10 protein-coding genes are annotated in these 13,381 nt (G+C 34.1%); 6 read left to right on the top strand and 4 right to left on the bottom strand.

Annotated elements, in window-relative coordinates; all coding sequences use genetic code 11:
* Positions 1–17 precede the first annotated feature (17 nt).
* Genes PLJ10_03645 through PLJ10_03670 form a run of 6 tightly spaced genes read left to right on the top strand, consistent with a single transcriptional unit; the run spans position 18 to position 8,131 of the window.
* Positions 18–1,772, top strand: a complete 1,755-nt coding sequence (locus tag PLJ10_03645; protein ID HOK08736.1) for a carbamoyltransferase C-terminal domain-containing protein — start codon at positions 18–20, stop codon at positions 1,770–1,772.
* A complete protein-coding gene (hisH, locus tag PLJ10_03650) occupies positions 1,753–2,418 on the top strand; it encodes an imidazole glycerol phosphate synthase subunit HisH (GenBank protein ID HOK08737.1) in 666 nt (221 codons plus the stop codon). Before PLJ10_03645 ends, hisH begins: the two co-directional genes overlap by 20 nt.
* The gene (locus PLJ10_03655; protein HOK08738.1) at positions 2,405–3,223 is read left to right on the top strand and encodes an AglZ/HisF2 family acetamidino modification protein; all 819 of its coding nucleotides are present in this window, start codon (positions 2,405–2,407) and stop codon (positions 3,221–3,223) included. Before hisH ends, PLJ10_03655 begins: the two co-directional genes overlap by 14 nt.
* Positions 3,224–3,239: 16 nt before the next feature.
* Entirely contained in the window at positions 3,240–4,388 is a 1,149-nt protein-coding gene (locus tag PLJ10_03660) for an N-acetyl sugar amidotransferase (protein HOK08739.1), read from the top strand.
* A gap of 49 nt (positions 4,389–4,437) precedes the next feature.
* A complete protein-coding gene (locus PLJ10_03665) occupies positions 4,438–5,877 on the top strand; it encodes a radical SAM protein (GenBank protein ID HOK08740.1) in 1,440 nt (479 codons plus the stop codon).
* Positions 5,878–5,926: 49 nt separating this feature from the next.
* On the top strand, positions 5,927–8,131 hold the full coding sequence (locus tag PLJ10_03670) for a glycosyltransferase family 39 protein (GenBank protein ID HOK08741.1): 2,205 nt from the start codon (positions 5,927–5,929) through the stop codon (positions 8,129–8,131).
* A 1-nt stretch (position 8,132) separates the two neighbouring features.
* Here the strand turns inward: PLJ10_03670 and PLJ10_03675 are convergent, their stop codons facing one another.
* The 4 genes from PLJ10_03675 to PLJ10_03690 are packed head-to-tail and all read right to left on the bottom strand — an operon-like array spanning position 8,133 to position 13,380.
* The gene (locus tag PLJ10_03675; protein HOK08742.1) at positions 8,133–9,206 is read right to left on the bottom strand and encodes an alpha/beta fold hydrolase; all 1,074 of its coding nucleotides are present in this window, start codon (positions 9,204–9,206) and stop codon (positions 8,133–8,135) included.
* 14 nt (positions 9,207–9,220) lie between these two features.
* Positions 9,221–10,690, bottom strand: a complete 1,470-nt coding sequence (locus PLJ10_03680; protein HOK08743.1) for a hypothetical protein — start codon at positions 10,688–10,690, stop codon at positions 9,221–9,223.
* A gap of 16 nt (positions 10,691–10,706) precedes the next feature.
* Positions 10,707–12,170, bottom strand: coding sequence for a radical SAM protein (locus PLJ10_03685; protein ID HOK08744.1), 1,464 nt, complete (start codon positions 12,168–12,170; stop codon positions 10,707–10,709).
* A gap of 25 nt (positions 12,171–12,195) precedes the next feature.
* Entirely contained in the window at positions 12,196–13,380 is a 1,185-nt protein-coding gene (locus PLJ10_03690; protein ID HOK08745.1) for a glycosyltransferase family 2 protein, read from the bottom strand.
* Position 13,381 lies beyond the last annotated feature (1 nt).

Below are 13,381 nucleotides of genomic sequence, written 5' to 3' on the forward strand. Positions count from 1 at the left end.
TTAAAGGTTATAAGTAAATGCTTATTTTAGGTATTAGTGAAGATTTCTTTGATTCTGGAGTTACTATTTGTGATGATGACCATATTTTATTTATGTCAAATGAAGAGCGATATACACGGAGGAAAAATGAAGGTGGATTTCCGTATCAATCTCTGCAGTCAGCGTTAAAACAGACAGGAATTTCAATTAAAGAGATAGAATCAGTTTGCGTTTCAGGATTTGTAACTCCGTTCCCATTATTTAGAATATTTCCAAACTTACAAAAGAAAGCATTCGATGCACGAAGGGAAAAAAAACATAGTGAGGGTAGCGTAAGTTTATGGAATAATATTACAGAATGGGCTGTGTCCTATAATCCAATAAGCTACATAAATCCTACTGATGCGATGAAACGGAAACTCGCCTTTATTCTTAAGAAAATTATCCAAAAAAGATTGCCAGACTTATCTAAAGAAATAGATATTCATTTTATAGAACATCATGAAGCCCATGCATGGGGAAGTTATTTCTGTTCTGGATTTGATAAGGCACTTATCGTAACTGCAGATGGAATGGGAGACGGTTTATCTTTGACCGTTTCTAAAGGAGAAGGGAATACAATCACAAGATTATGGAAATCCTCTGCTAAAAGTTCGTTTGGTTTGTTTTTCGAAAATTTAACAGAGGTATTAGGTTTTGTCCCATGTAGAGATGAGGGAAAATTAACAGGGCTCTCTGCTCACGGGGATGCAAATAGGATTCAACATGACAACCCATTTTCATGGAATCAAGATATCCTTTTATATAAAGGTCCTTATGGTAAAAAATTGAGAGTATGGCTTTTGCAATTATTAGAAAAATATTCACGGGAAGACCTATGTGCATGGTCACAAAATATTTTAGAACAAACGGTTTGCTCCTTAGTGAAATATTGGATAAAAAGAACAGGACTAAATAAGGTGACTGTTGCAGGTGGTGTCTTTGCAAATGTATTGTTAAACCAGAAAATACATGAATTACAGGAAGTTGAGGAATTATTTGTATATCCAAATATGGGTGATGGAGGGTTAAGTTTAGGAGCAATAAGTTCACAATTTCGTTTTTATCCAAAATCGCTTCCACATGCATTTTGGGGTGATGCGTATGGCAAAGAAGAAACAAAAAAGGCGATAGACCAATATAAACTGCCGTTTAAGGAACTTGAAAGCCACCAAATAAATAGTATTATTGCGAAGTGTCTTTACAATAAAAGGATTATTGCCCGATTTGATGATAAAATGGAATGGGGACCCCGTGCATTAGGGAATAGGTCTATCTTGTGCGATTCAACTATGCGAGATATAACTGAAAAGTTAAATATTATGTTGAAGAGAAGTGACTTTATGCCCTTTGCCCCCGCTCTTTTAGATGAGGATGCGGGGCATTTTTTGATAGGATATGAGAAGGCAAGGCATGCAGGTGAATTCATGACTTGCTGTTTTCGTAGTACACAAGAAATGAAAGAAGAACATGGGGCAGTTGTTCATATTGATGGAACGACACGAGCCCAACTTGTAAAGAAGGAAAATAATCCAACATTTTATGAGATATTAAAGCATTATAAAAAGTTGTCAGGGACAAGTGTCGTTTTAAATACAAGTTTCAATATGCATGAATCGCCAATTGTTCGTACACCAAATGAAGCATTGCAGACATTTATTGAGTCAGGACTGGATTATTTATTTTTAAATAATTTTATAGTAGGACGAAATCAAGACTTTTGGAATGAATTTGATGGAAACTGTAACCAATAAAAATAAAGGATTAAAAATAGCAATTATTGATTACTCGGCTGGAAATATTCATTCCGTTTATCGTGCTTTTTATAAGGCAGGTGTCTCAATTGAAGTTATAAATAGAGAAACCGACTTAGATTCGTTTGATGCCATTGTTTTGCCTGGGGTCGGTGCTTGTGGAAGTGCTATGGATTTTTTAACAAAATCTGGCTTAACAAAAAAATTAAATCACTATGTTTTAGAATTAAAGAAACCTATTTTGGGTATTTGTTTAGGATTCCAAATTATGGCAGAATTTAGTGAAGAAGGTAAGGCAAAAGGACTGGGGTGGATACCTGTAAATGTATATCATATAAGAAGTGTTGTAAAAGACTTTGTTCGAGTGCCTCATATCGGTTGGAACGATGTGAAAACAAATAAAGAAGAATTATCCTTATTATCAGGAATGATAGAAAAACCAAATTTTTACTTTGCACATTCTTATTTTGTCCCGTTAAAGGAAATTGAGGGTAAACTCGGGATAACCGAATATGGGATTCCTTTCATTTCTTTATATGAGAATAGGAACATTTATGCGACCCAATTTCATCCTGAAAAAAGTTATATTGGTGGGACAATGTTAATACAAAATTTTCTTAACGAGGTGTTGAATGCTAAAAGTTAGAGTAATACCTGTTCTTTTATTACGTCATTGGGGTTTGGAAAAGACGATTCGATTTTCAAACCCTAAATATGTAGGTTGTCCAATTAATGCAGCTCGTGTATTTAACCAGCATAATGTAGATGAGCTAATATTACTTGATATAGTTGCGACACTTGAAAATCGGCCTCCTGAAATAGAAGTGGTGAAGCAAATATCAGCAGAAACCTCGATGCCTTTTACTGTTGGGGGAGGAATTAGCAGTATTAATGTCATAAGAGAATTATTGAATGCGGGGGCTGATAGAGTGGTTCTTAATACATCTGTAATTGAAGTCCCCGATTTATTACAAAAATCCGCAGAACAGTTTGGGAGGCAATGTATTGTTGCATCTATTGATGTACGTAAAGTAGATGGTGGATATGAGGTATTTACACATGGTGGGCGAAAATCTACAGGTCTAAACCCAATAGAATTGGCAAAAAGAGTAGAGGCAGAAGGAGCAGGTGAAATATTAATTACGAGTATTGATAGAGATGGAACCCTTGAAGGGTATGATTTAGACTTAATAAAAATGATTACGGATAATGTTCAAATTCCTGTAATTGCATGTGGAGGAGCAGGTTCTGTTAAAGATTTAGCGGATGCATATTACCAGTCGGGAGTTTCTGCGGTGGCATGTGGCGCATTCTTCCTTTTTTACGGTCCTCGAAGGACAGTGTTAATAACTTATCCTACAGAAGAACAACTGTTAGAATACTTTAAACCAGAACATATTCGGAAAAGAGACCCTAAAAAGCCTATTGATTTGGAATTGTCACGATTATAAGTAAGGTCACACAAATATGAGCCAACACGAAAATAAAGTATTATGTAAACGATGTGTCATGGATACATCTATTCCAGGAGTGCGATTAGATAAATATGGAATATGTAATTTCTGTCACATGCATGATGATTTGGATAAACGTTTTCCAGTTGGCGAAAAAGGGGCTATGATATTACAAAAAATTGCAGAGAAAATAAGAAGGGATGGAAAGGGTAAAAAATATGATTGTGTTGTTGGTGTTAGTGGAGGAAGAGATACTTCGTATTGCTTATATTATGTTAAAGAAATTATGAAATTACGACCTCTGGCGGTTCATTTTGACAATGGTTGGGACTCAGAAATTGCAAAAACGAATCTTGCTAAATTGTGCGATAAATTAGATGTAGAGTTACATACGATTATTATGGATTGGCCTGAATCTCGGGAATTGACCAATGCTACAATCCGTGCTTGTGTCCCTTATATTGACCTGACCGATGACATCGGAATTGCAAGTAGTTTATTCCGTACTGCGGAAAAAGAAAATGTTAAATATATTATTTTAAGCCATTCTTTTAGGGAAGAAGGTGTTACACCATTAAAATGGAATTATATTGATGGGAGATATACTCGTGCTATTGTAGCACGATATTGCACGATACCGTTAAAACATTTTCAAAATATAGAATTGAAAGATATGATTTATTGGATTCTCTGGAAAGGAATCCGAGTGATAAATGTTACCAATTATTATGACGATACAGGAGAGAAAGTAGAAAAATTATTAGAGGAAAAATTTGATTGGAAAGACACGGGACAACACCATTTAGATAATGAATTATTTACTTTAGTTTATTACTATGCACGTAGAAAATTTGGTTTTGACTGGCGGGTGGTTGAACTATCAGCAAAAGTAAGAACTGGAGTTGTATCTCGGGAAGATGCGTTAAAAGCACTATCTGAACCGCCCTTTTTTGAGGATGAGGAACGAATAGAACACTGCCTTAGGAAACAAGGTTTAACTCGGGAGGAGTTTGAAGAAATTGTAAAAGCACCAAATAAATATTTTACTGATTACCCTTCATACTATCCATTGCTCAGAAAATTTCAATGGTTTGTATGGATTTTATGTAAAATCCACGCAATACCTGCGCATACTTATGAAAAATTTTTTCATGCTATTTAGATACCTTTTTTATTATTGTTATAATACTAACTAAACAGGTGATACATTGATGACAAAGAAAAAGATTATTTTAGTTAATTTGGGGTTGAGGAGACCTTTATACCCATTAGCAACACCTCCAATGGGAATATTATATCTTTCTGCTTATTTACGCAGAGAATTAAAAGACTTGGATATTTGTGTTATAAATCAGAGACTTGAAAATTATGACGTAGAGGAGTTGAGCAAACAGATTAGCAAATTTGCGCCACATATTATTTGCTTGTCTACTCTTACAACATTTGCGTATCAATTGCCTAATTTGGTGCCATTACTTCGTGAAGTCTGTCCTGAATCATGGATACTACTTGGTGGTCCTCATGCTTCTGCTGTTAGAGATAATGTATTTAATGATGTAGATGTTGATGTGGTTGTTCCAGGAGAAGGAGAGATAGCCTTAAAACAAATTATAGAAAGTTATCCAGAAAAGGGCAATTTGCAGAATATCCAGGGGATTATTTGGAAAAGTAGTGATGGGCAAATCATTAATAATCCTGGAATGTTACCTATGATTGAAGAATTAGATGAACTACCGTTTCCCGCATACGATTTAATTGATTTGCCCCGTTACTGGAAACATCAATCTATCGCACCTATTGTGCGGAGAAAATATGTCTCATTGTTTAGTAGTCGGGGATGTCCATATCAATGTATGTGGTGTCATTCTATTTTTGGGCGGAAGATAAGGATGCATTCAGCAGAACGAGTCGTGGACGAAATAGAATTCTTTGCCAAAAAATATAATGTTACTGATTTTGAATTTTTGGATGATAACTTTAATTTTAATCAGCGGAGAGTCATAGAAATTGCCGAACTGGTGCATAAACGGGGATTAAAGATAGAACTGGCTTTCCCAACAGCAATTCGTGGAGATATTGCAACACAAGAAGTGATAGACGCAATGCATTCAATAGGTACTTATTTGTGTGGATTTTCATTGGAAACAGGTTCACCACGATTACAAAAGTTTACATGTAAAAGATTAGATATAGATAAATTTCTAAAAGCGGTAGAAATAACTGCTAAAAAAAATATTTACATTACTGGTTTTTGTATGATGGGTTTTCCTACAGAAACTGAAGAAGAACTTCAACAAACTATTGATGTCGCATGTAAATCTCGTTTTCATACCGCAAGCTTCTTTACAGTAACACCTTTTCCAGGTACACCTCTATATGAATGGGTTAAAGAAAACAAACCAGAGAAACTTGAAAAATTAAATTATAATAACATGGATTTTTCTGCAATGAATGTTAATCTAACTGATTTGCCTGATAAGGTTCTTTTTTCATATCAGCGGAAAGCAATGAAAAAGTTTTATGTGGACCCGATACGTATTTACCGATTGTTACGTAGTTATCCGAAACCATTATTGTTACCATATTACCTCCCTATTTTTATTCACCGTGCAACAAAAGGACTATGGAATTCTGAAAAGCCTAATTGTTAAACTGTGAATATGAATCTAATTAGTTTAAACTTACAATCAGGACCTCATTGTGGAAAGAAAAGGAATATGTCAGATATATAAAATCCATGCATATATATACTGCATATTCATTATTTTATTAGCATTTGGTCTCCGTATATATAATATTTCAGATGAATCGGTTTGGTGGGATGAATATTCCAGTTTAGTTCATATTAATGTTGGGTCATTAAAAGAATTCCTTTTCTTAAATCCTCTTTATGACCCTGCCACTATGCCTGCTTATTATGTTCTTGAATATCTATTCTGGCATTATATTTCTCCTTCTGTTTTGGGTTTGCGTTTTTTTTCTGTCCTGTTAAGTGTAATAACAATCCCTATTTTACTTTTTATTGGTAAGAAATTAGGTTCCTATAAAATTGGATTGTTAGCGGGGTTGTTTTTTGCTCTCTCCCCAATACATCGCTTTTTTGGACAGGGAATACGGATGTATGTATTGTTGACTTTTCTTTGTACTCTTTCTATATACTTTTTACTTTTATGTGTAGAAGAGGATAAAAAGCAAAAATGGATTATATTAACAATTATAAATTTTGTTCTTTTATGGACTCACCCCTTTGCCATTCTTATTATTGGTATAGAAATACTTTGGGTACTTTTTACATATAAAGCAAAGAGATATAAGAAGTATTCTTTTGTTTTTTCCCAAATAATTATAAGTATCTTCCCATTACTTTATATTTTGAATTTAAAATATTATTCAACAGAGGAATCTTTCTGGTTTAAAATACCAACTCTATATGAATTTTTAGGGGATTTATTTGCTGATGATGCAGTGGGTTTGACATATCAGGTAAGGACTATTAATGAAGTAGTACCTAATTACTTGGTATTCATCCATCCTATAATGGACTTATCTCTATTAGTTATAAATATCGGAATAATTTTGTTTGTTTTGAAATATGTATTAAAAAATCTAAAAGATGAAAGTGGAATAAAGGATGAAATTTTCTTACTTGTTTTATTTACTTTATTCCCTCCCATAATTTTATACATTATTTCGTTTCTATGGAGACCATGTATATTCCCAAGATACACTCTTTATAGTAGTCTTGCTGTATATTTGCTTTATGGGTATTTTATAAACACAAGTAATAATAAATATTTGAAAAGATTAATATTATTTTTGTTAACACTCATTTTTTGTTATCAATTATTTATTACGCTTCCGGGACCTCAACGTACAAATTGGCAGAAAGCAGTTCATTTTATTGAACAACGGGCTTTCTTAGAGCGAGAAAACTCTCCTGTTTTTGTTTATCAAGCCATTAATAAAGATGTTTTTTCTTTTAATATGAAAGACAAAAATATTCCTGTCTCCTTTGTAGAAAATGTAGAGACTTTTATCCCTATAGTTTCTGGGCTATTCCAACAGGATAGTAAATGTTTTAGTAAAAAAATATGGTTTATATATGTTTCTTTTTATTTTAGTGATTTTGGGTCTTCTGATTTGGAGCAATTATTAAAAGAAAACAAGATTAAATATGAGTATTATGATTTTTATGGGATAGAACCTATTCGAATATACAAAATCACACCTCTGGAAGGAGTAAACTATCATAATTGGAATGTAAAAGATTTGTCAGATGAATCACTGAAATTTACAATATCGGATTTAGTTCTTTCCTATGTTGAGACGGGGTATAAGGAATGTGCAGTATATTTGCTCGAGAAATTAATAATGGATCCTCTTCAAAGATTGCAATATAAAAACTTATATAGCACACTTCAAAAAGGGAATGACACAAATAACCTTATAAAATCCTTACGATACTACCAAATAAGCCAGAGAAGTATTAGCCCGAAATATAAAGAATATTTCCTAAATAGAGCAATTCAATTCGATAAAGATTTAAAACTGGCTTATTTGTGTTTCGATGCAATCATGACTTCTGTTAGGGGTGATATTAAATCTACAAAGGAAAAACTTCATTATATAGTTGAAATACATCCTGACCTTGCTCTTCCACGAGTTGCTTTGGGTGTAATTGCTTTATCTCAAAATAGGGAAGAGGAAGCAAAAGAATGGTTTTATTCAGCTACAGAGTGTGAAGATGGATATTACAAAACATGGACAAATCTTCTAAATTTCATATTTGTTGAAAAAGATTATCAAAAAGCGTTACATGAATATTATGCACTACAGAATAGAGGTGTATTTGTTGAATCTTTTTTTGAAGAATATTTGACTGCAAAATTGCAGAATAATAAATAAACTATTTCTGAGAAAAATCTAAATGTTTATCTAAAAATTGATAGGCTTCTTCTCGAATTTCAGGGGGGAAATCGTGTCCACAATCAGGGTGGACTACCTTTAGGTTGTCTTCTGCTTTATATAGTGCATAAATCTTTTTTGCAGAGTTGACACAATCATCTACACCTGATACTTCAAAATTATTATCATGTATAGGGGCATTGATAAAAACAGGACGAGGAGCAAGTGTTCCGAGAATTTCTGTAAAATCAAATGGGAGTAGATCTGGGTTACACTGGTATTGTTCTTTTATTCTTGGCATATAGCCTTTGTGAGACCACCCTGTTAAGTCGCCATTATAATATTTTTTCATACTTGTAAAACCGCAACTGGTAACCATTGCTTTAATTCGCTTATCAAAAGCCCCTAAAAATAGGGTGTTGTGCCCACCTAAAGAATGACCAATGGCTCCAATCTTATTTTTATCAACCTCTTCCATTGTTTGTAGAAAGTCAATGCAACGACGGTGATTTCCAATCCCTTTGGCCGTTGCACTGGCATATCCCATAGCATAAACATCAATTTTATAATCACCAAAACCTGGATAATCAGGAACAATTACAATATAGCCTCGTTCAGCGAGTTCTTTTGCAATATGTCTATTTTTTGCATCGCCAATACCTACAGGACTGGCTTTCCCAATATCGATAGTTTGATGTAAACATACAATAGCAGGCCTTTTACCGTTAATATTTTTAGGTACTAATAAATAAGCAGGTAATCTGTCATTTTTTTCAGCATTAAATGTAATTTTCTTTCGCCAATATGACCCCATATCCTCTGTAGTTTCAACATACATCTCTAATGGAGGTAGGTGGGAACGGTCGGGTAAAGGACCCATTACAAGGAGCATATTTTGGAATATATGTTTTTTTCTTATATCCCATTCTTTTAATCTTGTTATTTCGTGACTTTCCCCTCCATTTTCGATGTAATAAAGCAAATTGAATTTGTCTTTATAAAAGGGAGGGTCACTTATGATATTTTGTTGATTTACGAAAAAAACAAGGAGTAAAGTTAATACCTCATAAAGCATATCTACCTCCTTTGTTACTTAAATTGTATTGCATACAAATCTGCATCTTTCATTTTAAAGGATAATCGAATAGGTGTTTCTTGAAGTGAAGATAAATTATCAGTGCTATTCCATGATACTTTGAAATTAATTCGATTTCCTTTTAACGGAATAGAATTGTCGAATTCATATCCAGATAGTGGTTTTCCACTTATGTCTTGAACTTCTACATTTACATAACCTACAGCAGAAGTGGCAAAGTTAAGAAACAGATTGTTCCCTTTGAAAATTATCGGCACAGTCGTAAAAATGCCTTCTGTATACCCAGCAGAGAGACAGGAAAAACCATCCAGACGAAGTAAATATCGCTGGATATATGCAGTGTCCTGTGCATAATTCTTTTGAATATAAAAAGCCATTTGATAATCACCTACAGGAACAATACCTCTCACAGGGTAATTGGTTCGGGATACCCAGTTTTCTATAGGATATTCAGGCTTTAAGAAAGCGTTTAAGAAAAATCTATTATATAGATTCCCTCCTCGGCTACTCATAAATATTACATCAGAACAATCATGACTATAATCTTTTTCGACGCCAATAGATTGTATTTCCTCATCGGATAGAACCTTACATCCTGGGACAAAACGAGCCGATAAAGATACATAGATATGTGGTGCATTGAAATATGGGATTGTCTGATTGGTATATATATGTTCCCATGGTGCGTTTCCTTTATCCATTACTACAGGTTTTTCCCAATTTAAAAAATCTGAACTGGTTGTTCGACTTACCCAACGGTATTCTTGATTGGGACCATTCCAGGTGCGAAAATACAAAATATACTTTTGTTCTAAAATAGACCAAAAAACTACATTTTGAGAATCAAACGCAAATTCTTTCCATGATGCCCCTTTAAGTATAGGTTTCTCTGATAATTTCCGCCATCGAATTCCATCTGGGGAAACGAAGGTATATAAACCACTATCAAAAGTCCCTGCCACTGCTTTATATCGTTCTTCCTTGGGAATGTTGGGCTTTTCGTCTATAAAAGGAGCAAAATTGTGTGAGAATGGTGGGTCATTAGCAAGAATTACATTATTGTCTTTTGAACCTGCTATTTCAAAGAGTCCCAAAGATGGTTTAGTGAAATGAATACCATCTGTGCTTTCTGCATAACAGGTAACTTCTGCATTTGAGCCATCGGCTTTTGAAACAGGAAGTCCTCTGTAATAGAGGCGATAAATGTCTTGGTCATGGATTAAGGTCACATATCCACTGTGTTTACCCTCCCACGGTTTATCAAAATATAAAACCTTCTCAGCAGGAATAGGCTCACATAACTTAAATAATATATTCTCTAATTTATCAATTAATTTATTATCAATAAAAATTTCTCGTCGGTTTCCTATATTATATATTTCTTCGGTTATCCCTATTTGTTGAAAGATTATTGAGAATAGAAATCCTGTTATGAAGTAATAAAAGAACATATTTGTTCTCATAGTTTATCCATTATTTTTAGGTTATGTTAACTGTTGAATTTTTGTTGCGAGTCCATTTTTTTAAACTCAATCGAAGCCAATAATTAAACGCCCTTATTTGATTTTTCAAATGATGGGGGCGACGAATAGTCCTTGCAATGGTTCGAGCAAAATATCGAGGTCTAAGATAGTATCTCCGATATGCGGATTGTACTTTTCTTGTCAGTGTTTCCAAATCTGGATATGTGTTTGGCAAGTATGAGGGCATATGTTGTCCAATAAATTCAAAACATTGTCCTTCTCTCATGGCGATTTCTGCAAGAAGTGTTCCAGGTGCTACATAATAAGAGAAGAAGACGACGTAATCGATGTTTAGTTCACATGCAAAACGGATAGTTTCTTCGCTCATTTCAGGAGTTTCCGTTGGAAAACCCAGAACAAAGAAAGCGCGAGTTTCCATTCCTACGTCTTTTGCCCAACGTACAGCATCCCTACATTGTTCTAATGTGTGCCCTTTACGAATAAGTTTTAATATGTCTGAGTTACCAGATTCAATCCCAAATTGGATACTATAGCACCCTGCATTAGCCATTTCTTGAAGCATGTTTTTTGTAACTGTATTAACTCGTGAGAGGACAGACCAATCTAATGTTATTTTTTCTTGTTTTAATAAAGAGCAGAATTGTGAAATCCATTCTGGGTAGATGCAGAAATTGTCGTCCCAAAAGACGATATTTTTTACATGGTATTTATTGATGATATCTTTAATTTCACTAACCACATTTTCAGGTGAGCGCCTTCGAAAAGGTGATGCATATTTACCTCCTTGATAGCAAAACTTGCATCGAGCCCAAGGGCATCCTCGTGCTGTTATCATTGACATTGCTGGTCTTTTTGGGCTTAAACTGGGCAATGGCTCATATAAATCATGATTGTAGATATCTCGAGAAGGAAAAGGAAGAATGTCCAGATTATCGATAGGTGTTGAACAACCTGTATCTACGATAGAACCATCTTTATTTTTATAAATGATTCCTTTTACATTTGCCGGTTCTTTTCCGAGAGATATTTGGTCTAATAATTCAAGTAAAGGTACTTCAGCATCTCCTGGAATAACATAATCAATATCCGAGCAGTCTTTTAATACTTGTTCGCCAAAGGAAGTTGTATGAGGTCCACCTATAATCAAAGGTGTATTTGGACTCTCTTGTTTTAATCGGGTTGCAAGTTCATAGGCCGTGTTTAATAGGAAAGTTGTAAATGAAGATATACCGATAATATCTGGTTTTAACCTTAAAACTTTTTCTACTGTTTCTTCGGTGGTTAACCTTTCAGCTACGGAATCAACGAAACTGCAATGATATTTCCCTGTTTGTTCTAAATAAGCGGTAAGGTATCCTATTCCTAACGGAGGCATCAAACCAATTTGTCGATTGCCTTCGCGATTCCCAATAGAACGAGAGTATGGATAAGGTGGCATTACAAAGACAATATGAATCATATATATATTATAACTTGATTTAAAATCATGATTTCCTAAAAAATTCTTCCTCCTCTGAAACTCGTATTCCAAACAAACCAATTAAAATAGAGCTGAAAAAGATTTGAACGCCTTGAATGAAGACTAATATCCCTGTAAAAAAAATATTTAGTTGTGTTAAGTCTTTATCTGAATGGAAGTATTTCATAGAATAAGTCGATAAGATAATACCTAATAGACAGATTATGCCTCCGAGAATCATTCCTTTCTCAATTTTTATAATTTTTGATAGGTATGTTAGGAACCGTGATGGCCTATATCTGAATTTAGAACCTCTCACTCTTCCTTGTGCAATTACTCCTATGAGTAATATTTGAGTAGCGATTATATTTAACAGTAGTGCGAGAAAAAATGAGAAGTACATATTTGAATAATAGGGGAACAAAAAATGTATTAAATAAGAGAGGAGTAATAGAAATCCACCAGGTATTAAAAACCAGTTAATAGAACAATAATGAAACATAAGTTGTAAATGACGCCATCCATCTCTGACGGAATGAAGATGAGGTTTTCTGCCTCTTTGGTCGCAGTGGAAGTGAATGGGTACTTCTGCAATTTCTAATTTTGCCCAGTAAGCCTTAGCAATCATCTCGGATGCGAATTCCATCCCTTCAGAATGCATGTCTAATTTCTTAATGGCTTCTTGTGTTAGACCCCTCATACCCGAGTTAATATCTGATATTTTTGTTTTGAAAAGGAGATTTGCAAGAAAGGTCATTACTGGTGTGCCAATATACCTGTGGTGCCATGGCATTGCTCCTTTATCAATAATCCCTTTTTTCCTTGAACCGATAACAATAGAGAAACCCTCATGAAGTTTGGAAAGAATGGTAGGTATATCTTCAGGATCATATGATAAATCTGAATCATAGAAGATAATATACTTCCCTTGAGCATTTTTAATGCCAGTCCTTAAAGCATTTCCGTAACCAGGTTCATAAACAGGGACTACTTTTGCACCAGCTTTTTCTGCAAGAATTGGTGAATTATCCGTTGAATTGTTGTCTGCAACTATGATTTCCCCTTTTATATTGTAATTATTTAGGACATCCTGAGTTTTTCTAATACACTGGGCAATGGTTTTTTCTTCATTCAAACAAGGAATAATAATACTTAATTCAATTTCACTGTTTTGTATGTTGAATAAGGTATCTGAAGAATTGAAAGGCATT

Source organism: Candidatus Hydrogenedens sp., assembly GCA_035361075.1.
Lineage (GTDB): Bacteria > Hydrogenedentota > Hydrogenedentia > Hydrogenedentales > Hydrogenedentaceae > Hydrogenedens.